This window comes from Pseudomonas sp. BO3-4 (assembly GCF_034044115.1).
GTDB classification, from domain to species: domain Bacteria; phylum Pseudomonadota; class Gammaproteobacteria; order Pseudomonadales; family Pseudomonadaceae; genus Aquipseudomonas; species Aquipseudomonas alloputida.
On the sequence record NZ_CP139018.1, the window covers coordinates 667,501 to 689,206 of the forward strand.

At 62.3% G+C, this 21,706-nt stretch carries 21 protein-coding genes and 2 rRNA genes (1 of these 23 cut by a window edge); 16 read left to right on the forward strand and 7 right to left on the reverse strand.

What is annotated here, in order from left to right; translation table 11 throughout:
* From REH59_RS03025 to REH59_RS03045, 5 genes are all read left to right on the forward strand, one after another.
* Positions 1–467, forward strand: a 23S ribosomal RNA gene (locus REH59_RS03025) (it extends 2,426 nt beyond the left edge of the window).
* 131 nt (positions 468–598) lie between these two features.
* A 5S ribosomal RNA gene (gene rrf, locus REH59_RS03030) occupies positions 599–714 on the forward strand.
* Positions 715–955: 241 nt separating this feature from the next.
* Positions 956–1,615 carry a paraquat-inducible protein A gene (locus tag REH59_RS03035; RefSeq protein WP_003247631.1) on the forward strand — a complete coding sequence of 220 codons (660 nt, stop codon included), beginning with the start codon at positions 956–958 and terminating at the stop codon, positions 1,613–1,615.
* On the forward strand, positions 1,602–2,225 hold the full coding sequence (locus REH59_RS03040) for a paraquat-inducible protein A (RefSeq protein WP_003247629.1): 624 nt from the start codon (positions 1,602–1,604) through the stop codon (positions 2,223–2,225). The genes REH59_RS03035 and REH59_RS03040 overlap by 14 nt, the downstream gene beginning before the upstream one ends.
* Positions 2,218–4,518, forward strand: a complete 2,301-nt coding sequence (locus REH59_RS03045; protein ID WP_004577289.1) for a PqiB family protein — start codon at positions 2,218–2,220, stop codon at positions 4,516–4,518. The genes REH59_RS03040 and REH59_RS03045 overlap by 8 nt, the downstream gene beginning before the upstream one ends.
* 247 nt (positions 4,519–4,765) lie before the next feature.
* Here the strand turns inward: REH59_RS03045 and rpsT are convergent, their stop codons facing one another.
* A complete protein-coding gene (gene rpsT, locus REH59_RS03050; RefSeq protein ID WP_003247625.1) occupies positions 4,766–5,044 on the reverse strand; it encodes a 30S ribosomal protein S20 in 279 nt (92 codons plus the stop codon).
* A 250-nt stretch (positions 5,045–5,294) separates the two neighbouring features.
* Here rpsT and murJ point away from each other — a divergent pair, with 250 nt between their 5' ends.
* The 6 genes from murJ (at position 5,295) to ispH (ending at position 12,630) form a co-directional block, all read left to right on the forward strand.
* A complete protein-coding gene (gene murJ, locus REH59_RS03055) occupies positions 5,295–6,833 on the forward strand; it encodes a murein biosynthesis integral membrane protein MurJ (protein WP_003247616.1) in 1,539 nt (512 codons plus the stop codon).
* A gap of 118 nt (positions 6,834–6,951) precedes the next feature.
* On the forward strand, positions 6,952–7,902 hold the full coding sequence (ribF, locus tag REH59_RS03060; RefSeq protein ID WP_003247613.1) for a bifunctional riboflavin kinase/FAD synthetase: 951 nt from the start codon (positions 6,952–6,954) through the stop codon (positions 7,900–7,902).
* Positions 7,899–10,730 (forward strand): isoleucine--tRNA ligase, encoded by a 2,832-nt coding sequence (gene ileS / locus REH59_RS03065; protein ID WP_014862057.1) that lies wholly within the window; start codon positions 7,899–7,901, stop codon positions 10,728–10,730. The genes ribF and ileS overlap by 4 nt, the downstream gene beginning before the upstream one ends.
* On the forward strand, positions 10,723–11,238 hold the full coding sequence (lspA, locus tag REH59_RS03070; protein WP_014862058.1) for a signal peptidase II: 516 nt from the start codon (positions 10,723–10,725) through the stop codon (positions 11,236–11,238). Before ileS ends, lspA begins: the two co-directional genes overlap by 8 nt.
* A complete protein-coding gene (gene fkpB / locus REH59_RS03075) occupies positions 11,231–11,668 on the forward strand; it encodes an FKBP-type peptidyl-prolyl cis-trans isomerase (RefSeq protein WP_003247607.1) in 438 nt (145 codons plus the stop codon). The genes lspA and fkpB overlap by 8 nt, the downstream gene beginning before the upstream one ends.
* A gap of 14 nt (positions 11,669–11,682) precedes the next feature.
* Positions 11,683–12,630, forward strand: coding sequence for a 4-hydroxy-3-methylbut-2-enyl diphosphate reductase (gene ispH, locus REH59_RS03080; protein WP_004577287.1), 948 nt, complete (start codon positions 11,683–11,685; stop codon positions 12,628–12,630).
* A gap of 76 nt (positions 12,631–12,706) precedes the next feature.
* Here the strand turns inward: ispH and REH59_RS03085 are convergent, their stop codons facing one another.
* Positions 12,707–13,189, reverse strand: coding sequence for a GspH/FimT family pseudopilin (locus REH59_RS03085; protein ID WP_012051114.1), 483 nt, complete (start codon positions 13,187–13,189; stop codon positions 12,707–12,709).
* Positions 13,190–13,298: 109 nt separating this feature from the next.
* Here REH59_RS03085 and REH59_RS03090 point away from each other — a divergent pair, with 109 nt between their 5' ends.
* The 5 genes from REH59_RS03090 to thiO are packed head-to-tail and all read left to right on the forward strand — an operon-like array spanning position 13,299 to position 16,120.
* Positions 13,299–13,481 (forward strand): type IV pilus modification PilV family protein, encoded by a 183-nt coding sequence (locus REH59_RS03090; RefSeq protein WP_003247582.1) that lies wholly within the window; start codon positions 13,299–13,301, stop codon positions 13,479–13,481.
* Complete coding sequence (locus REH59_RS03095; RefSeq protein ID WP_004577284.1) at positions 13,478–14,116, forward strand: PilW family protein; 639 nt, start codon at positions 13,478–13,480, stop codon at positions 14,114–14,116. Before REH59_RS03090 ends, REH59_RS03095 begins: the two co-directional genes overlap by 4 nt.
* Positions 14,113–14,577: a hypothetical protein gene (locus tag REH59_RS03100; protein WP_014859469.1), complete on the forward strand. Its 465-nt coding sequence runs from the start codon at positions 14,113–14,115 to the stop codon at positions 14,575–14,577. Before REH59_RS03095 ends, REH59_RS03100 begins: the two co-directional genes overlap by 4 nt.
* Position 14,578: 1 nt before the next feature.
* On the forward strand, positions 14,579–14,968 hold the full coding sequence (locus tag REH59_RS03105) for a type IV pilin protein (RefSeq protein ID WP_003247577.1): 390 nt from the start codon (positions 14,579–14,581) through the stop codon (positions 14,966–14,968).
* Between the two features lie 54 nt (positions 14,969–15,022).
* Positions 15,023–16,120, forward strand: coding sequence for a glycine oxidase ThiO (gene thiO / locus REH59_RS03110; protein ID WP_004577282.1), 1,098 nt, complete (start codon positions 15,023–15,025; stop codon positions 16,118–16,120).
* Between the two features lie 280 nt (positions 16,121–16,400).
* On the opposite strand, the gene REH59_RS03115 is transcribed toward thiO, so the two are convergent.
* The 5 genes from REH59_RS03115 to REH59_RS03135 form a co-directional block, all read right to left on the reverse strand.
* Positions 16,401–17,810: an amidase gene (locus REH59_RS03115; RefSeq protein WP_014859445.1), complete on the reverse strand. Its 1,410-nt coding sequence runs from the start codon at positions 17,808–17,810 to the stop codon at positions 16,401–16,403.
* A 1-nt stretch (position 17,811) separates the two neighbouring features.
* Entirely contained in the window at positions 17,812–19,089 is a 1,278-nt protein-coding gene (locus REH59_RS03120) for a Zn-dependent hydrolase (protein WP_014859444.1), read from the reverse strand.
* Between the two features lie 149 nt (positions 19,090–19,238).
* Complete coding sequence (locus tag REH59_RS03125; protein ID WP_014859443.1) at positions 19,239–19,934, reverse strand: ABC transporter ATP-binding protein; 696 nt, start codon at positions 19,932–19,934, stop codon at positions 19,239–19,241.
* Positions 19,934–20,686: an ABC transporter ATP-binding protein gene (locus tag REH59_RS03130; protein WP_012051121.1), complete on the reverse strand. Its 753-nt coding sequence runs from the start codon at positions 20,684–20,686 to the stop codon at positions 19,934–19,936. Before REH59_RS03130 ends, REH59_RS03125 begins: the two co-directional genes overlap by 1 nt.
* Complete coding sequence (locus REH59_RS03135; protein ID WP_003247567.1) at positions 20,686–21,705, reverse strand: branched-chain amino acid ABC transporter permease; 1,020 nt, start codon at positions 21,703–21,705, stop codon at positions 20,686–20,688. Before REH59_RS03135 ends, REH59_RS03130 begins: the two co-directional genes overlap by 1 nt.
* Position 21,706 lies beyond the last annotated feature (1 nt).

Consider the following 21,706-nt stretch of genomic DNA (forward strand, 5'->3'; position numbering starts at 1 on the left):
TACTCCGGGGATAACAGGCTGATACCGCCCAAGAGTTCATATCGACGGCGGTGTTTGGCACCTCGATGTCGGCTCATCACATCCTGGGGCTGAAGCCGGTCCCAAGGGTATGGCTGTTCGCCATTTAAAGTGGTACGCGAGCTGGGTTTAGAACGTCGTGAGACAGTTCGGTCCCTATCTGCCGTGGACGTTTGAGATTTGAGAGGGGCTGCTCCTAGTACGAGAGGACCGGAGTGGACGAACCTCTGGTGTTCCGGTTGTCACGCCAGTGGCATTGCCGGGTAGCTATGTTCGGAAGAGATAACCGCTGAAAGCATCTAAGCGGGAAACTTGCCTCAAGATGAGATCTCACTGGGATCTTGAATCCCCTAAAGGGCCGTCGAAGACTACGACGTTGATAGGTTGGGTGTGTAAGCGCTGTGAGGCGTTGAGCTAACCAATACTAATTGCCCGTGAGGCTTGACCATATAACACCCAAGCAATTTGCTGACGCAGATTGTGGTGGTGAAGACGAAAGACCCGAAAATTCGTAAGACCACAAATATCGCATATCCGGATTCGCTGGGCTGTCCATCTGGACATTCTGGCAACAGAATTTCTTGACGACCATAGAGCATTGGAACCACCTGATCCCATCCCGAACTCAGTAGTGAAACGATGCATCGCCGATGGTAGTGTGGGGTTTCCCCATGTGAGAGTAGGTCATCGTCAAGATTCATTTCGCAAAACCCCTATCTGCGCATGCAGGTAGGGGTTTTGTCTTTTTGGGCAAAAAAACTGGACTTGCTCGAGAGCGGAGATGGCACCGGCTTCGCCGGTGTTCGCGGGTAAACCCGCTCCTACGGGGAAGGGGGCAACGCCAGGCAGGGGCGCATACCCTCCAGGCCAATGTCGCCTCCCACAATTCGAGCCAGAACACTAGAATAGCCACCACGCACCTATTCAGAAGCGCCATATGTCCAATTCTGTCGAACCTGAAACCCTGGACCAGCTGCCGTTGGACGAGCTTGTCGCCTGCCATGAATGTGACCTGCTGCTGCGCAAGCCCGTGCTGCAGCATGATGAGAAAGCCCAATGCCCGCGCTGCGGCTACGAGCTCTATGCCCACCGGCACAATGTGGTCAATCGCAGCCTGGCCTTGGTACTGGCGGCCCTTTTGCTGTTCGTGCCGGCCAATTTCCTGCCGATCATGCAGTTGCACCTGCTTGGTCAGACTTCGGACGATACGGTCTGGAGTGGCGTGCTAGGCCTGTACAACTCGGGAATGCGCGGTGTTGCCGTAGTGGTGTTGCTCTGTAGCATGGTCATTCCGCTGGCGAAGCTGCTCTGTCAGCTGGCCGTGCTGTTGAGCATCCGCTTGAACTTCGGGCGTGACTACGGCCTGGTCTTCTACCGCATCTATCACCATCTGCGTGACTGGGGCATGCTCGAGGTCTATTTCATGGGGGTGCTGGTGGCCATCGTCAAGCTGGTGGACCTGGCCGAACTGACCGTGGGCCTTGGGCTGTTCTGTTTCATCAGTCTGTTATTGATCCAGGTGTGGCTCGAGGTGGTGATGTCGCCCCACCAGATCTGGAGTGCGCTATCGGGGGAGGACCTGCATGCGGGCGATTGACGCAGGCATTGTTGTCTGCAATGAGTGTCACGAGCTGAACAGGCAAGAGCCAGACAGCACTTCGCAAACCTGCACACGCTGCGGCGCTATCGTGCATGCACGCCGGCCGAACAGTATCGCGCGCACCTGGGCGTTGCTGATTGCGGCGTCGATCCTCTACATCCCAGCCAACATACTGCCGATCATGACCGTGAGTACCCTCGGTCAGGGCAGCCCGGACACCATCATGTCCGGTGTCATCACCCTGCTCAAGCATGGCATGGTGCCCATTGCGGCTGTGGTGTTCATTGCCAGTATCCTGGTCCCCACGTTCAAGCTGGTGGGCATCGGCTTGCTGTTGTACTCCGTCCAGCGGCGGCAACCGCTTTCGGCCCGGCAGCGGATATTGATGTACCGCTTCATCGAATTCATCGGGCGCTGGTCCATGCTGGATATCTTCGTCATTGCCATCCTGGTGGCAGTGGTGAATTTTGGCCGAATAGCCAGTGTCGAAGCCAACCTGGGCGCTGTCGCCTTCGCAACTGTGGTGATCCTGACAATGCTTGCCGCTTTAACTTTCGATCCCCGACTGATTTGGGATAACACGGAGTCGGATGACGACCATGAGTGACCTGCCAACGGCTAAAACCCGCCCCGCCTCGAACTGGTCGGCCATCTGGATCCTGCCCTTGATTGCGCTAATGATCGGTGGCTGGCTCGCGTGGCAGGCCTACCGCGACGCTGGCGTGGAAATTGAAGTCCGCTTCGAGTCGGGAGAGGGCATCGTCGCCAACAAGACCGAGGTCATCTACAAAGGCATGCCGGTTGGCAAGGTGAAAAGCCTGGTGCTCGATGCCAAGGGCGACACGCAGGGGGTGATCGCTACCATCGAGATGAACAAGGCTGCCGAGCCCCATCTAACCAAAGGCACGCGTTTCTGGCTGGTGAAGCCGAGTGTCAGCCTGGCCGGTATATCTGGCCTTGAAACACTGGTGTCGGGTAACTACATAGCCGTTAGCCCGGGAGAGGGGGAACGTACCAAACGCTTTGTGGCATTGAAGGTGGCGCCACCGCTCTCGGATTCTGAACCCGGCCTGCACCTGACCCTCAAGGCCGACAGGCTGGGCTCGCTCAACCGTGACAGCCCGGTGTTCTACAAGCAGATTCAGGTTGGCCGGGTGAAAAGCTACCGCCTGTCCGAGGACCAGAGCACCGTAGAGGTGAAAGTCTTCATCGAGCCGGCCTACGCCAGCCTGGTGCGCAAGCACACGCGTTTCTGGAACGCCAGCGGTGTCAGCATCGATGCTTCGCTTTCGGGTGTGAAGGTGCGCAGTGAGTCGTTGTCGAGCATTGTGGCGGGTGGTATCGCCTTCGCCACGCCGGAGTACCGCAAGGACAGCCCGCCCACCGATCCAAGCCTGCCGTTCCGCCTGTACGAGGACTTCGATGCAGCCCAGGCGGGTATCCGGGTAAAAGTGAAGCTGAGCGATTATGAAGGCCTGCAGGCGGGCCGCACGCCGGTCATGTACAAGGGCATTCAGGTGGGCTCGCTGAAAGCCCTGAAGATGGAAGACAACCTGGCCAGCGCTTCTGCCGAGCTGACACTCGACCCGCTGACCGAGGACTACCTGGTAGACGGGACGCAGTTCTGGGTAGTCAAACCGTCGATTTCCCTGGCGGGAATCACGGGCCTGGAAGCGCTGGTCAAAGGTAACTACATCGCCATTCGTCCTGGTGAGAAGGGCGCACGGCCAGAGCGTGAGTTCGAGGCGCGTGCCAAGGCGCCGCCGCTCGACCTCAAAGCGCCGGGCCTGCACATGGTGTTGTTCGCCGACACCTTGGGTTCGCTGGAAATCGGCAGCCCGGTGATGTATCGCCAGGTGAAGGTGGGTAGCGTGCAGAGCTATCAGTTCGCCCGTAACAGCAACCGCATCCTGATCGGTGTGCATATCGAGAAGGAGTACGAGAAGCTGGTCAATGGTTCGTCGCGCTTCTGGAACGTCAGTGGGATCACCCTGACCGGCGGCCTGTCGGGCATCAAGATCAAGAGTGAGTCGCTGCAAACACTGATGGCCGGCGGTATTGCGTTCGATACGCCACGGCCCGATGTACCGCTGAAGCGACACATTCCACGCTTCCGCCTGCATGACAGCCAGGAGGCGGTAAACCGTGCGGGTACGTTGATCACCATCCGCGTGGAGCGTGCCGATGGCCTGAAACCGGGCACGGCCATCCGCTTCCGCGGCCTGGATGTGGGCAGCATCGAGAGCGTCGACCTCACCGATGACCTGCAGGCGGTGCTGCTACGGGCGCGCATTACCGAAGCGGCGGATCGTATTGCCCGTGCCGGTACGCAGTTCTGGGTGGTCAAGCCGGCCCTGGGCCTGGTTCGCACTGAAAACCTGGACACCTTGATAGGTGGGCAGTACCTGGAAGTGCAGCCAGCAGCCAAGAACCGTGGGCCACAGCGCGATTTCATCGCCTTGGCCGAAGCACCGCAGGTAGCAGGGCCAGAGGTCGGCCTGCCATTGACGCTCAGTGCGCCACGCCGCGGCTCGATCAAGCCGGGTGTGCCGGTTACCTATCGTGAGGTTACGGTGGGCAAGGTGACAGGCTTCGAGCTGGGCCAGAGCGCTGACCGCGTGCTGATTCATATCCTCATCGAGCCGCGCTATGCCGCCTTGGTGCGCAGCGGTAGCCGCTTCTGGAACAGCAGTGGTTTCGGGTTCGACTGGGGTCTGTTCAAGGGCGCTACAGTGCGTACCGAGTCGGTGGAAACCCTGATCGATGGCGGTATCGCCTTTGCAACGCCAGATGGCGAGCAGATGGGTAACCCGGCACGGCCGCAACAGACCTTTGCCTTGTTCGAAAAGGCCGAGGATGAATGGCTGCAGTGGGCACCGAAGATTCAAATCGCCAAGTGATGTAAAAGTAGGGCCGCCAAACGCGGCCCCGCTTTTTTGTGGGAGCGGCCTTGCGTCGCGACAGGGGTGCGTAGCGGCCCCTCGGCCTCAGCGCAGAAGCTGAGATTGCCGGGGCTGCCCCGCAGCTCTTCCGCGACGCAAGGCCGCTCCCACAGAGATCAAGTACCACATGGAGCTGTGCCCGCAAGCATAAATCGCAGGCAACAAAAAACCGACCCTAGGGTCGGTTTTTCGACTAGCGCGTCGCTTAGGCAGCTGCAGCTTCTTTCAGCGCCTTGATGTGGCCATTCAGACGGCCTTTGTGACGAGCAGCCTTGTTCTTGTGGATGATACCCTTGTCGGCCATACGGTCGATTACAGGTACAGCCAGAACGTAAGCGGCTTGCGCTTTTTCGGCGTCTTTTGCGTCGATTGCTTTAACTACATTCTTGATGTAGGTGCGGACCATGGAACGCAGGCTGGCGTTGTGGCTGCGACGCTTCTCAGCCTGTTTTGCACGTTTCTTGGCGGAAGGTGTGTTGGCCACCGTCGAGCTCCTCGAAAGACTTTAGGTAAATAGCAAACAAAATAGGCCGCGAATCATGCCGATCAGTCGAGCGGATGTCAAGGCCACCTGCAAGGTTCCGCCGAGCGGTGCGCCAACAAGCGGGAAAGATTCCTTTCTGCTGCGCGACCTGTACACTCGGGAATTTTTGGCTCCCCTGCGAAGGCGCGGGAGTATCGCACATTCGGACGCTGTCTGGCAGCGTCCTCTGTCATTGGCGTGAATCTTTTCGATGAACCTGCTCAAATCCCTGGCTGCAGTAAGCTCGATCACCATGATTTCGCGGGTGCTGGGCTTTATTCGCGACACCATCCTGGCCCGCATCTTTGGTGCTGGTGTCGCTACCGATGCCTTCTTCATCGCGTTCAAACTGCCCAACCTGTTGCGGCGCATCTTCGCCGAAGGCGCATTCTCCCAGGCCTTCGTGCCGATTCTGGCCGAGTACAAGACCCAGCAGGGCGAGGAGGCGACGCGCACCTTCATTGCCTATGTCAGCGGCCTTCTGACCCTGGTGCTGGCCCTGGTGACCGCCATCGGCATCCTCGCTGCACCGTGGGTGGTGTGGGCGACGGCCCCGGGTTTTGTCGACAGCACCGAAAAATACGCGCTGACCACCGACCTGTTGCGGGTGACGTTTCCTTATATATTCCTGATCTCGCTGTCTTCCCTGGCCGGAGCGATCCTCAATACCTGGAACCGCTTTTCGGTGCCGGCCTTCACGCCTACCTTGCTGAACGTGGCGATGATCGCCTTCGCCGTGTTGCTGACGCCGTACTTCAACCCGCCAATCATGGCGTTGGCCTGGGGCGTGCTGGCGGGTGGCCTGGCGCAGTTGCTGTACCAGCTGCCAGCGCTGAAGAAGATCGGCATGCTCGTGCTACCGCGTCTGAACCTCAAGGACGCGGGTGTGTGGCGGGTACTGAAGCAGATGCTGCCGGCGATCCTGGGCGTGTCGGTGAGCCAGATCTCGCTGATCATCAACACCATCTTCGCCTCCTTCCTGGTGGCCGGCTCGGTGTCGTGGATGTACTACGCCGACCGCCTCATGGAGCTGCCTTCCGGTGTGTTGGGCGTTGCCCTGGGCACCATCCTGCTGCCGACCCTGGCCAAGACCTACGCCAACAAGGACCGCGAGGAGTACTCACGGATTCTCGACTGGGGCCTGCGCCTGTGCTTCCTGCTGGTGCTGCCCTGCACCCTGGCTTTGGCCATTCTTGCCGAGCCGCTGACCGTTGCGCTGTTTCAATATGGCAAGTTCAGCGCGTTTGATGCGGCCATGACCCAGCGGGCGTTGATCGCCTATTCCGTGGGCTTGCTGGCGATCATTCTGATCAAGGTACTGGCACCTGGCTTCTATGCGCAGCAGAATATTCGCACGCCGGTGAAGATCGCAGTCTTCACCTTGGTCTGCACCCAGCTGTTCAACCTTGCCCTGGTCGGCCCGCTTGCACATGCCGGCCTGGCATTGGCGATCAGCCTCGGTGCCTGCCTGAATGCCGGTTTGCTGTTCTGGAAGCTGCGCAGTCAGCAGCTGTTCGAGCCTCAGCCTGGCTGGGCAGTGTTCCTGCTCAAGCTTGTGTTGGCAGTGACGCTGATGTCGGCAGTACTGCTGGCGGGCATGCACTATATGCCGGCCTGGGAGCAGGGCATCATGCTTGAGCGCTTCCTGCGGCTTGGGGCGCTGATCCTGGCGGGCGTCGTGACGTATTTTGGCTGCCTGTACCTGTGTGGCTTCAGGCCCCGGCATTTCGCTCGCAAGGCCTTGCACTGAGGCTTTTGGCGGGTCAGGCGTCGGTTTTTCGCATTCCACGCCGCCCTTGGGCGCTGCTGCCTGTCACCAGCGCCCGGGTGTGGTTATAATCGGCCACTTTATGAGCAAGAAGCGCGTTATGCAGCTGGTTCGAGGTCTTCACAACCTGCGCCCCGAGCACCGGGGCTGTGTCGCCACCATTGGCAACTTCGACGGGGTTCACCGCGGCCACCAGGCAATCCTGGCGCGCCTGCGCGAGCGCGGTCAGGCCTTGGGCCTGCCGACCTGCGTGGTGATCTTCGAACCGCAACCACGCGAGTACTTCGCACCCGATACCGCGCCAGCGCGCCTGGCCCGGCTGCGCGACAAGATAGAGCTGCTGGCGACCGAAGGTATCGATCGGGTGCTGTGCCTGGCGTTCAACCAGCGTCTGAGCAAGCTCAGTGCCGATGCCTTCGTCAAGGCCATCCTGGTCGACGGCCTGGGCGTGCGTCATCTCGAAGTGGGCGATGACTTCCGCTTCGGCTGCGACCGCGCTGGCGACTTCGCTTTCCTGGTCGAGGCCGGCAACGCGTATGGCTTTACCGTCGAGGCCGCCAACACGGTCATCCAGGATGGCCTGCGGGTCAGCAGCACCGAAGTGCGCAAGGCCTTGTCCGAGGGCAACTTCGAGCTGGCCGAACACCTGCTGGGCCGCCCGTACCGCATTACAGGCCGCGTGCTGCACGGCCAGAAGCTGGCCCGCCAGCTCGGCACACCAACCGCCAACATCCAGCTCAAGCGCCGTCGCGTGCCGCTGTCCGGGGTATACCTGGCCAGCATCGTGATCGACGGCAAAGCTTGGCCGGGTGTCGGCAATATCGGCGTGCGCCCCACCGTTGCCGGTGATGGGCGCCCGCACCTGGAGATTCATCTTCTGGACTTTGCCGGCGATCTTTACGGCCGGCGCCTGACGGTGGAGTTCCACCACAAGCTGCGTGAAGAGCAGCGATTCGCCTCCCTGGAGGCGCTGAAGTCGGCGATCGATGCGGATATCGCCGCCGCACGTGCACATTGGCACGCTCAACCGCTAACGAAGAGCCTGAAATGACCGACTACAAAGCCACGCTTAACCTTCCGGACACCGCCTTCCCCATGAAGGCCGGCCTGCCTCAGCGCGAACCGCAGATCCTGCAGCGCTGGGACAGCATTGGCCTGTACCAGAAGCTGCGCGAAATTGGCAAGGATCGTCCCAAGTTCGTCCTGCACGACGGCCCGCCCTATGCCAACGGCAAGATTCACATCGGTCATGCGCTGAACAAGATCCTCAAGGACATGATCGTCCGCTCCAAGACCCTGGCCGGCTTCGATGCGCCGTACGTGCCAGGCTGGGACTGCCACGGCCTGCCGATCGAGCACAAGGTCGAGGTTACCCACGGCAAGCACCTTTCTGCCGACCGTACCCGCGAGCTCTGCCGCGAGTACGCTGCCGAGCAGATCGAAGGGCAGAAGACCGAGTTCATCCGCCTGGGCGTGCTGGGTGACTGGGACAACCCATACAAGACCATGAACTTTGCCAACGAGGCCGGTGAAATCCGCGCCCTGGCCGAGATGGTCAAGCAAGGCTTCGTGTTCAAGGGCCTGAAGCCGGTGAACTGGTGCTTTGATTGCGGTTCGGCGCTGGCTGAAGCGGAAGTCGAGTACGCCGACAAGAAGTCGCAGACCATCGACGTGGCCTTCCCGGTTGCCGATGAGGCCAAGCTGGCCGCCGCCTTCGGCCTTGCCTCGCTGACCAAGCCGGCCGCCATCGTGATCTGGACCACCACCCCGTGGACCATCCCGGCCAACCAGGCCCTGAACATCCACCCGGAATTCAAGTACGCCCTGGTCGACACCGGCGAGCGCCTGCTGGTGCTGGCTGAAGAGCTGGTCGAGTCGTGCCTGAAGCGCTACAACCTGGAAGGTTCGGTCGTTGCCACCGCCCAAGGTTCGGCGCTGGAACTGGTCAACTTCCGTCACCCGTTCTACGACCGCCTGTCGCCGGTGTACCTGGCTGACTACGTCGAGCTGGGCGCCGGTACCGGCGTGGTGCACTCCGCGCCAGCCTACGGTGAAGACGACTTCGTCACGTGCAAGCGCTACGGCATGGTCAACGACGACATCCTTACCCCGGTGCAGAGCAACGGCGTGTATGTCGAGTCGCTGCCATTCTTCGGCGGCCAGTTCATCTGGAAGGCCAACCCGGCCATCGTCGAGAAGCTGAGCGAAGTCGGTGCGCTGATGCACACCGAAACCATCAGCCACAGCTATATGCACTGCTGGCGCCACAAAACCCCGCTGATCTACCGCGCCACCGCGCAATGGTTCGTGGGCATGGACAAGCAGCCGAGCACCGGCGAGCCGCTGCGTGAGCGTGCGCTGAAAGCCATCGAAGACACCAAGTTCGTCCCGGCCTGGGGCCAGGCGCGCCTGCACGCGATGATCGCCAACCGCCCGGACTGGTGCATCTCGCGTCAGCGCAACTGGGGTGTGCCGATCCCGTTCTTCCTGCACAAGCAGACCGGCGAGCTGCATCCGCGCACTGTCGAACTGATGGAAGAAGTGGCCAAGCGTGTCGAGCAGCAAGGCATCGAGGCCTGGTTCAAGCTGGACGCCGCCGAACTGCTGGGCGCTGAAGCCGACCAGTACGACAAAATCGCTGACACCCTCGACGTGTGGTTCGACTCCGGCACCACCCACTGGCACGTACTGCGTGGCTCGCACGACATCGGCCACGCCACCGGCCCGCGCGCTGACCTGTACCTGGAAGGTTCCGACCAACACCGCGGCTGGTTCCACTCGTCCTTGCTGACCGGTTGCGCCATCGACAACCACGCGCCGTACCGCGAGCTGCTGACCCACGGCTTCACCGTGGACGAGAACGGCCGCAAGATGTCCAAGTCGCTGGGTAACACCATCGAGCCGGAGAAGGTCAACAACACCCTGGGTGCCGATATCCTGCGCCTGTGGGTTTCGGCCACCGACTATTCCGGTGAAATGGCGGTTTCCGAGCAGATCCTGCAGCGCAGCGCCGATGCTTACCGGCGTATCCGTAATACCGCGCGTTTCCTGCTTTCCAACCTGTCCGGCTTCGACCCGGCCCGCGACCTGCTGGCCTCGGAAGACATGCTGGCGCTGGACCGCTGGGCCGTGGACCGTACCCTGCTGCTGCAACGCGAGCTGGAAGAGCACTACAGCGAGTACCGTTTCTGGAACGTCTACTCCAAAGTGCACAACTTCTGCGTACAGGAATTGGGCGGCTTCTACCTCGACATCATCAAGGACCGCCAGTACACCACCGGCGCCAACAGTGTCGCCCGCCGTTCCTGCCAGACCGCGCTGTTCCACATCAGCGAAGCGTTGGTGCGCTGGATCGCGCCGATCCTGGCATTCACCGCCGACGAAATCTGGCAGTACCTGCCGGGCGAGCGCAACGAGTCGGTCATGCTCAACGGCTGGTACCAAGGCTTGAGCGAGCTGCCGGAAGGCACCGAGCTTGGCCGCGCTTACTGGGACCGCGTGATGGCGGTGAAGGCATCGGTGAACAAAGAGCTGGAGAACCAGCGTACCGCCAAGGTTATTGGCGGCAACCTGCAGGCTGAAGTGACCCTGTACGCCGACGAAGGCCTGAGTGCCGACCTGGGCAAGCTGGGCGACGAGCTGCGCTTCGTGCTGATCACCTCGGCCGCTAGCGTGGTGCCGTTCGCACAGGCGCCGGCCGAAGCCGTAGCCACCGAAGTCGAAGGCCTCAAGCTGAAAGTGGTCAAGTCCGGCCACGCCAAGTGCGGCCGTTGCTGGCACTTCCGCGCCGACGTCGGCAGCCACCCGGAGCACCCGGAAATCTGCAGCCGTTGTGTCGACAACCTGAGCGGCCAGGGTGAGGTGCGCCACTATGCCTAACCCTGCAGCGGGGCGCTTCGGGCGCCTTGCATGGCTTTGGCTGAGCTCGCTGGTCCTGGTCATCGACCAGGCCACCAAGCTGTACTTCAACAACGCCCTGACCATGTACCAGCAGATCGTGGTCATTCCTGACTACTTCAGCTGGACCCTGGCTTACAACACCGGTGCCGCGTTCAGCTTCCTGGCTGATGGTGCAGGTTGGCAGCGCTGGTTGTTCGCCCTGATCGCCGTGGTGGTCAGCGCGGTGCTGGTGGTGTGGCTCAAACGCCTGGGGCGCAACGAGACCTGGCTGGCCGTGGCGCTGGCGCTGGTGCTGGGTGGGGCGATTGGCAACCTGTACGACCGCATCGTGCTGGGCCATGTGGTCGACTTCATCCTGGTGCACTGGCAGAACCGTCATTACTTCCCGGCCTTCAACGTGGCCGACAGCGCCATCACCGTTGGTGCGGTGATGCTGGCGCTTGATATGTTCAAGAGCAAGAAGTCCGAGGATCCGGTCCATGACTGACACCCGTATCGGCCAGAACACCGAAGTCACCCTGCACTTCGCGCTGCACCTGGAAAACGGCGACACCGTCGACAGCACGTTCGATAAAGCCCCGGCCACCTTCAAAGTGGGTGATGGCAACCTGCTGCCGGGTTTTGAAAACGCCCTGTTCGGTTTCAAGGCCGGTGACAAGCGCACCGTGGTGGTTGCCCCGGAGAACGCCTTCGGCCAGCCTAACCCGCAGAACGTACAGGTCATGCCGAGGTCCAACTTCGAAGGCATGGAGTTGTCCGAAGGGTTGCTGATCATCTTCAACGACGCCGCCAACACCGAGCTGCCGGGTGTGGTCAAAGCGTTCGATGACGACCAGGTCACCATCGACTTCAATCACCCACTGGCTGGCAAGACCCTGACCTTCGAGGTGGAGATCCTCGAGGTGAAGGCCCTGTAAGCCTGGAGCCGAGCATGCAAATCAAACTCGCCAACCCGCGCGGCTTCTGCGCCGGGGTCGACCGGGCGATCGAGATCGTCAACCGCGCGCTGGAAGTCTTCGGCCCGCCGATCTATGTGCGTCACGAAGTGGTGCACAACAAGTTCGTGGTGGAAGACTTGCGTAACCGCGGCGCCATCTTTGTCGAAGAGCTGGACCAGGTGCCGGACGATGTCATCGTCATCTTCAGTGCCCACGGTGTTTCCCAGGCTGTGCGCCAGGAAGCTGCTGGCCGTGGCCTGAAAGTGTTCGATGCCACCTGCCCGCTGGTGACCAAGGTTCACATCGAAGTGGCCAAGTACAGCCGCGATGGCCGTGAGTGCATTCTCATCGGCCACGAAGGGCACCCGGAAGTCGAAGGCACCATGGGCCAGTACGATGCCAGCAACGGCGGCGCCATCTACCTTGTCGAAGACGAGGAAGATGTTGCCAACCTGCAGGTGCGCGACCCCAACCACCTGGCTTTCGTCACCCAGACAACACTGTCGATGGACGACACCAGCCGCGTCATCGATGCGCTGCGTGCGCGCTTCCCGAACATCGGTGGCCCGCGCAAGGACGACATCTGCTACGCCACCCAGAACCGCCAGGACGCCGTCAAGCAACTGGCCGGCGAGAGCGACGTGGTGCTGGTGGTGGGCAGCCCGAACAGTTCCAACTCCAACCGTTTGCGCGAGCTGGCTGAGCGCATGGGCACCCCGGCCTACCTGATCGACGGTGCCGAGGACATGCAACGCGGCTGGTTTGATCAGACCGCGCGGATCGGCATCACCGCCGGTGCTTCGGCACCCGAAGTGCTGGTGCGTGGTGTGATCGAACAGCTCAAGGCCTGGGGCGCTACCGGCGCAGAAGAGCTGGATGGACGCGAAGAGAACATCACCTTTTCAATGCCCAAAGAGCTGCGGGTTCGCTCGCTGATCTAACGGGCTGCACCGCTGCCAATGCAGGGGCTGCTTTGCAGCCCTTGCGCGACTCAAGACTGTTCCTGCAATGACCGCGCTAGCAGCGGTCATTGCTCCGGTCCTCCGTAAGCAACCTGACTCTGCCGCTTGATGCCAGCGCCACTTGATATCGGCTGCGAGCAGCGGCGCGTTCGCACATTTCCAGTGTTGCGCCCAACCAGCTGTTGCCCGACGTCATTGGCACGCCCAGTGCACTGAATTTGAACTGCTCGCCGCGATTGCTGGTTATTTTCAGCGGCTTTGAAAGGCGCTGTTCGCGTAGCACCTGCCGGTTATGCTCCAGCACTACCCGCCAACCATTCCCCCAATTACCGTCCAGCGCCAGCACCAGCACCGGCTGGCTTTGCAGCATGGCATGGCTGCGTGCACTGCGCAGCGCCTGCGCCAGATCACGGGCAGCCGCCGCCCGGTGCAGGTCATCGCTCATTCGGGCGTAGGCCGGCATGCCCAGTTGGGTCAGCAAGACCGCCACGGCCAAGGCCGACAACATTTGTATCAGTGTTACGCCGCGTTGCTTCACCGTGCATTCCTCCCTGGACGTGCTTGGCTATAGCTTCCTGGCGGTTGGACAAGAGGTCCAGTCGCCCAAGTTGAAAGCAATGACGGGAAAAGTCGCAGGAGGTGCAGGGATGCACGCAAGGCAAGGGGGCATGACGCTTCTGGAAGTGTTGTTGGCGATCGTGATCGTGGCCGCAGGTCTGTTCGCAACGGCTGCGATGCAATTGCAGGCATTGCAGGCTGCGGACAGCGCGCGCCGGGATGGCCAGGCGGCGATGGCGCTGCACAGCGAACATGAGCGCAGGCGGCGATGAGGCGCTGTCAGGCAGGGTTTGGCTTGCTTGAGATGGTGGTGGCGCTGGCGATCGGATTGATGCTGCTGGCGGCGGCCAGCCAGCTTTTTGTCTCTGCGCACCAGACTTGGCGCCTGCAAAGTACGGCAGTGCGCATGCAGGATTCTGCGCGGCTTGCATTGCTGCGCATGGCGCAGGATATCCGCATGGCCGGGATGTTCGGTTGCCTGCGCCTGAGCCCAGACGACTTTCTGGTCTCCGGCGCGGAGCAGGCCTTTGCCCGGCCCTTGGCGAGCGGCCCGTCAAGTTTGAGCCTGGTCGTCGCTGAGTTACCAGGGTATGCCGGCGACCCCGACTGGACCTTGCTGACAAACTGTATCAACACGGTGGAGGTACACAAGGAGCGCGCGCAAGGTAGCGACACGCTTATGGCTGTGCCTGTCAGCCGACATCGCTATGCTCACGTTGGAAGTACGCTTTACTTCGAGCGGCGCGGCCGCAATCAGCCCTTGGTCGATCACGTGCGCGAACTGCGTGTGGTGCAGGTGGCTGGAGAGCGGATCGATCTTCAGCTGACATTGTATGAGCCGACCTTGCAGCTTGAGCAGCACCATGCGCTGAGCGTGGCATTGCGTAACCCGGTGCCGGCTTCATGAACCGCCAGCGGGGTGTTGTCCTGTTGTTGGCGTTGGTGCTCAGCGTCCTGCTGGGCCTGCTTGCCACATCTGCCCTGCGTGACGCGCTGGTGGAAACACGGATGACCGGCTACCTGAGCGATGGCCTGCTGGCGCTGGAAGAGGCTGAGGCCACTTTGCTGGCCGGGGAGCGCGAACTTGAACGGGCGCCCCCTGACGTTTGTAACGCGTGCCTGCCGCCGCCCAGGCCGCACGATCTGGTTGGGCAGTGGCAAGGTACCCAGACCGGCTTTTTCCAGCTGCAGAACCTGGGTGTCAGCAAACGTGCCGCGCACATGCCCGAAGGGCAACCGGTTAGCCTGTTCCGGATTACCGCCGTCAGCAAGCAAAGCCGCTCACGGCATGTACTGGAAGCGGTCTACGCCGTGGCTGGCAATCAAACCCAACGCATCACCTGGCGGCAAAGATTGCGAGGAGACTGACATGCAGCAAGGCTTGAGCCTGATCGAGTTGTTGATTGTGCTGGCCGTGACCGGCATTCTGGCAGCCATTGCCTACCCCAGTTACAGCGACCAGCTTCGGCGAGCCGCGCGCAGTGAAGTGGTTGGCCTGCTGCATGATGCCGCCCTGCGCCTGGAGCGCCACCGCGTGCGCACTGGCCAATACGCCGAGGGCGACCTGGTCTTGCCCGAAGGTACCCGCTACTACAGCCTTCAGGCCCAGCGCGACAGTGACACCTTCACGCTGCGCGCCCGGCGGCTACCGCATGGGCTGATGGCGCAGGATGGCTGTGGCGATTTCCAGCTCGACCAGGCTGGCATGCAGCGCAATCCGGGTGCCGTTGAGCACAGCACGCACTGCTGGGGAAGCTGAAGGTTGAATGATGCCCGGTGCATCGCGGTTTTACTTCAGGTGTTGGATCGACAGATGAGCAAGCAAGTAGTGGTGGTCGGCGGCGGGGTGATCGGCCTGCTGACGGCATTCAACCTGGCAGCCAAGGTCGGCCAGGTGGTGGTGTGCGATCAGGGTGAGGTTGGCCGAGAGTCGTCCTGGGCTGGCGGAGGCATTGTCTCGCCGTTGTACCCGTGGCGCTACAGCGCCGCAGTGACCGCTCTGGCGCATTGGTCGCAGGACTTTTATCCACAGCTGGGCGAGCGTCTGTTCGCCAGCACTGGCGTCGACCCCGAAGTTCACACCACCGGGCTGTACTGGCTCGACCTGGACGACGAGGCTGAAGCGTTGGCCTGGGCCGCGCGCGAGCAGCGGCCGCTGAGTGCCGTGGATATTTCGGCGGCCTACGATGCGGTGCCGGTGCTGGGCCCTGGCTTCAAGCACGCCATCTACATGGCTGGCGTGGCCAATGTGCGCAACCCACGCTTGGTCAAGTCGCTGAAAGCGGCGTTGCTGGCGCTGCCAAACGTGACCTTGCGCGAACACTGCCAGATCACCGGCTTCGTGCAGGAAAAGGGGCGCGTGACCGGTGTACAGACGGCTGATGGCGTACTGGCGGCGGATGAGGTTGTGCTCAGTGCAGGCGCCTGGAGTGGCGACCTGTTGCGTACCCTTGGCCTTGAACTGCCGGTGGAGCCCGTGAAGGGCCAGATGATCCTGTTCAAGTGTGCTGAAGACTTCTTGCCGAGCATGGTGCTGGCCAAGGGACGTTATGCAATCCCGCGACGTGACGGGCACATTCTGGTGGGGAGCACGCTGGAACACGCCGGGTATGACAAGACCCCGACCGGGGATGCGCTGGAAAGCCTGAAGGCATCGGCGGTGGAGTTGTTGCCTGAGCTTGAAGGCGCCACAGTGGTGGCGCACTGGGCGGGGCTGCGGCCGGGGTCGCCAGAAGGCATCCCTTACATTGGGCCTGTGCCAGGGCATGAAGGGTTGTGGCTGAACTGCGGGCATTATCGCAATGGGCTGGTGCTGGCGCCGGCTTCGTGCCAGCTGTTTACCGATTTGCTGACAGGGGCCGAGCCGATTATCGACCCGGCGCCGTATGCGCCAGAAGGGCGTTTGGGCTGAGGGCCTCTTCGCGGGTAAACCCGCTCCCACACGAGCGGGTTCACCCGCGAAAGGGCCGCAGAGGCCAATACAGATTTCAGCCAGTAATCGGTGCGTGTAGGAGCGGGTTCACCCGCGAAAGGGCCGCAGAGGCCAATACAGGTTTCAGCCAGTAATCGGTGCGTGTAGGAGCGGGTTCACCCGCGAAAGGGCCGCAGAGGCCCATACAGATTTCAGCCAGTAATCGGTGCGTGTAGGAGCGGGTTCACCCGCGAAAGGGCCGCAGAAGCCCATACAGATTTCAGCCAGTAATCGGTGCTTGCAAGTGCCGGCTCGGATAATGCTGCTCATACACCTTGCACACCCGCAGCACTTGCTCATCGGCAAAGCGCCCGGCCACCACCTGCAGACCCACCGGCAACCCCTCGCGGGTAAACCCGCAGGGCACCGAGGCTGCCGGCTGTTGGGTCAGGTTGAAGGGATAGCTGAACGGCGTCCACTCCATCCATTGCGCCATCCCCGACCCAGGCGGCACGTTGTGTCCGGCTTCGAACGCCACCAACGGCAGCATCGGCGATACCAGCACGTCATATCGCTGATGAAAGGCATTCATCTTCGCAATCAATTCTGCCCGTGCCTCTAGCGCCTGGGTGTATTCGCCAAGGCTGATCTGTGCGCCTTGTTCGGCAATCCAGCGCAGCCCCGGGTCAAGCAACGCTTTCTGCTCATCGCTCAAGGCACTGGCCAACCGCGCCGCACCGGCAAACCACAGGGTATTGAAGGTTTCCAGCGGGTCGCTGAAGCCCGGGTCCACTTCCTCTACCTGCGCACCCAACCGCACCAGGCGCTGCACCGCTTGCGCCACCAGTGCCTGGATCTGTGGGGCGACCTGCACGTAACCGAAGTTGGCGCTGTAGGCGATGCGTAGCCCACTCAGATCTTGCTGCTGGCTGAGCCAAGGCGCCTGCCGGGGTGCGCCGGCCAAACCGTCGCGGGCATCGGGGCGCGCTACGCAGTCAAGCATCAGCACCGAGTCGTCCACGGTACGCGTCATCGGCCCCAGGTGCGACAGCACGGTCATGGCGCTGGCCGGCCATTGCGGCACATAGCCGAAGGTCGGTTTGATGCCGAAGGTGCCGGTGAAGGCGCAAGGGATGCGAATCGAACCACCGGCATCGCTGCCCTGATGCAGCACCCCCAGGTTCAGCGCGGCGGCTGCCGCAGCACCACCAGACGAACCACCGGCAGTCAGCCTGGTATCCCAAGGGTTGCGGGTAATGCCGTACAGCGGGTTGTCGGTCACGCCTTTCCAGCCGAACTCCGGCGTGGTGGTCTTGCCCACCAGCACAGCACCGGCTTCACGCATGAAGGCGCTGAAGGGCGCATCGATTTCCCACGGGCCGGTACCCGAGGTTGTACGCGAGCCTTTGCGGGTGGGCATGCCGCGGGTCAGGGTCAGGTCCTTGATCGAGGCGGGTACGCCATCCAGTCGGCCACAGGGCTCGCCGCGCTGCCAGCGTTGTTCGCTGGCGCGGGCGGCGGCGCGGGCACCTTCGCCGTCGACATGGCAGTAGGCGTTGACCGCCGGGTTATGCAGGTCGATGCGCGCCAGCACATCGTCGACCACCTCGACGGGTGACAACTGGCGGCGCTGGTACAGTTCGAGCAGTTCGACGGCGGTGAGTTCGCCAATCGCGGTTTTCTGGGTCATTTCAACGGGCTCCTGGGTTGGCGGCCTGGAACATGGCGCGCAACAGGACGTCGCAACCATCGGCCAGGTCCTGGGGCGCGGCATTTTCGATTTCGTTGTGGCTGATGCCGCCTTCGCATGGCACGAAGATCATCCCGGCCGGGCCCAGCTCGGCGAGGAAGATCGCATCGTGACCGGCGCCGCTGACGATATCCATGTGGCTCAGGCCCAGCGCACGCGCCCCTTGGCGCACGGCATCCACGCACTGCTCGGCGAAGTACAGCGGCGGGAAGTCGGCTGTCGGGGTTAGCTGATAGCTCAGGCCATGTTTCGCCGTGCTGTTTTCGATGGCTGCGCGCACTTCGCTGACCATGGCGTCGAGGTGCCCAGGGTCGAGGTGGCGCAGGTCGATGGTCATGTGCACCTGGCCGGGGATGACGTTGCGCGAGCCTGGGTGCAAGGTCAGGCAGCCGACCGTGCCGCAGGCATGTGGCTGGTGCGCGTGAGCGACGCGGTTGACTGCAGCCACCACCTCGGCAGCGCCGACCAATGCGTCCTTGCGCAGGTGCATGGGCGTGGGGCCTGCATGCGCCTCGACGCCGGTAAGGGTCAGGTCGAACCATTTTTGCCCCAGGCAGCCCTGGACCACGCCGATGGTGGTGCGTTGGTCTTCCAGCACCGGGCCTTGCTCGATATGCGCTTCGAAGTAGGCGCCCACGGCATGCCCGGTGGGCACGCGCGGGCCGGCGTAGCCGATGCGCTGCAACTCGGCGCCGACCGACAGACCTTGGTCATCGATCTTTTCCAGGGTTTCCTGCAGGCCGAACTTACCGGCAAACACGCCCGAGCCCATCATGCAGGGCGGGAAGCGCGAACCTTCTTCGTTGGTCCATACCACCACTTCCAGCGGGGCTTCGGTGGTCAGGTGCAGGTCGTTGAGCGTGCGCATCACTTCGAGGCCGGCCATGACGCCGTAGCAGCCATCGAACTTGCCGCCGGTGGGTTGGGTATCGATGTGGCTGCCGGTCATCACCGGCGCCAGGGCAGGGTTGCGGCCGGGGCGGCGGGCGAAGATGTTGCCGATGGCGTCGATGCTGACGGTGCAGCCGGCTTCTTCGCACCAGCGCACGAACAGGTCGCGCGCCTGGCGGTCGAGGTCGGTCAGGGCCAGACGGCATACGCCGCCCTTGGCGGTGGCGCCGAGTTGGGCCAGGTCCATCAATGATTGCCACAGGCGCTCGCGGCTGACCAACGGGCCTTGGCCGAGCAGGTGCTGCGAGGGATCGATGCGGGTGTTCATGGTTCATCTCTCCTGAAATTACTGGGTGGCTTGTACCGGCCTATTCGCGGGTGAACCCGCTCCTACAAAGGCTTCGCAGGGCTGGGGGGGACACCTTTGTAGGCGCGGGTTTGCCCGCGAAAGGGCCGGTACAGGTAAGCACGGTCGGGTCAGGCGCTAAGGGCCAGGTAACGGTTCTTGATGCTCGGGTCCTCGCGGAACTGCGCTGCACTGCCCTGGTAAGCGACGCGGCCCTGCTCCAGCACATAGTGGCGATCAGCAAGGGCATCGCAGACCATCAGGTTCTGCTCTACCAGCAGGATCGACAGCCCTTCGTCCTTGATCCGTCGCAGGATCTTCACCAGTTCATCGACAATCACCGGGGCCAGGCCTTCGGTGGGTTCGTCGAGGATCAGCAGCCTGGGGCCGTTGAGCAGGGCGCGGGCGATGGCGAGCATCTGTTGCTCGCCACCGGACAGGGCAAAACCACCGTTGTGGCGACGCTCCTTTAGGCGCGGGAACATGCTGTACACGTCCTCCAGCTGCCAGCGGCTGGTCTTGCGCACGGCAATCTTCAGGTTCTCCTCGACGCTGAGCTGGCGAAAGATGCCGCGGTGCTCCGGCACCAGGGCAATGCCCTGCCGGGCGATATCGAAAATTTCGCGTCCGACCAGTTGCTGCCCGTTGAAGCTGATCTGCCCCTGTCGTGGGCGGACGATGCCGAGGATGCTGCGCAAGGTGGTGGTCTTGCCTGCGCCGTTGCGCCCCAGCAGCGTTACCAGTTCGCCTGCCTCGACCTTGAGCGAGACACCTTCGAGCACATGGCTCTTGTCGTAGTAGGAATGGATCGAATCGACGTTGAGCATCAGGCGGCCTCTCCAAGGTAGGCGGTGCGTACGCGCTCGTCGTTGCGCACCTGTTCAGGGGTACCCTCGACCAGGATCTGGCCGTGACTCATCACCGTGATGCGCTGGCTGATCGACATGACAATGCTCATGTTGTGCTCGATCAGTAGCACGGTATGGTCGCGGCCAAGGTCGCTGATCAGGTCGGTCATCACCGGGATGTCGTCGATGCCCATGCCCGAAGTGGGTTCGTCGAGCATCAGCAGGGTGGGCTTGGCGCAGATCGACATGCCCACTTCCAGCACCCTTTGCTGGCCGTGCGACAGCTCGCCCGCCAGTGTTTCGGCACGGGCGCTCAGTTTCAGGCGCTCCAGCACCTGGTCGGCGGTGTTCCAGTGGCTGCGCTTGTGCTCGACGCTGCGCCAGAAGTTCAGCGCGCCCAGGCCATCACGGCCTTGGGCGGCCAGGCGCAGGTTCTCGCGCACTGAAAGGTTCTGGAACAGGCTGGTGAGCTGAAACGAACGCGCCATGCCAAGTGCCACCCGCCCGTGGGACGGCTTGCGAATGATGTCCTGGCCATTGAACAGGATCTTGCCGGCCGTGGCCTGACGTTCGCCGGTCAGGCAGTGGAACAGGCTGGTCTTGCCGGCGCCGTTGGGGCCGATAATAGTGTGGATGGTGCCGGCTCGCACTTTGAGGTCAACGCCCGCGACCGCCTTGAACGGCCCGTAGGCCAGCTCCAGCTGGCGGGTTTCCAGGAGGTAGTCGCTCATCACAGGGTCTCCTTGGTCTTGGCCTGGGGTTTGTCATCGGCATTGCGGGTGGCCAGCAGGCGCTTGCCCAGTTCGGTCAGGCCGCCCCACAGGCCGCCACGCATGAACACCACCACCAGAATCAGGATCACCCCCAGCAGCATCAGCCAGCGTGGCCAAAGTTCCGACAGCACGTCACCCAGCAGCACGATGGCGCCGGCCCCCAGCAGCGAGCCGAACAGTGAGCCGGTGCCGCCGACGATGGTCATGATCAGGATGTTCTCGCTCATCATCAGGTCGATGTTCGACAGCGGCGCAAAGTGCAGCAGCATGGCGTACAGCGCCCCGGCGATGCCGGTGATGGCGCCCGACAGCATGAACACCAGAATCTTGAAATGGCGGGTGTCGTAGCCGATGGCGGCGGCGCGGGTCTCGTTCTCACGGATAGCCAGCAGGGTGCTGCCGAATGGCGAACGGATCACCCGCAGGGCTGCGGCGAAGATCAACAGGAACAGCACCGCGACGAACACATAGAAGTGCCGCGGATCGGCCAGGTCGACCAGCACATGGCCGGCGATTTCGATATTCGGCCGTGGCACATCAAGCAGGCCGTTGTCACCGCCGGTCCAGCCGCTGAGGGTATAGGCCAGGAAGTAGGCCATCTGGCTGAAGGCCAGGGTCAGCATGACGAAGTAGATGCCCGTGCGACGGATCGCCAGTGCGCCCACCAGCAGCGCGAGGAAGGCGCCGAACACAGCTGCGCCAAGCAGCGCGGCGAACATGCCCCACTGCAGGTGGATCATCAGCAGCGCTGCGCCATAGGCGCCCACGCCAAAGAAGATGCCCTGGCCGAACGACAGCAGTCCGGTGTAGCCGAGCAGCAGGTTGCAGGCCAGTGCGGCCATGGCAAAGATCAGGATCTCGGTAGCCAGGGTGGCCGAGGGCAGCAACAGCGGCAGCGCCACCAGGCTGGCAACTACCAGCGACAGCAGCGCCGGGGCGCGGCCCTTGGCGACTGGCAATGGGTTTTTCTCGCTCATC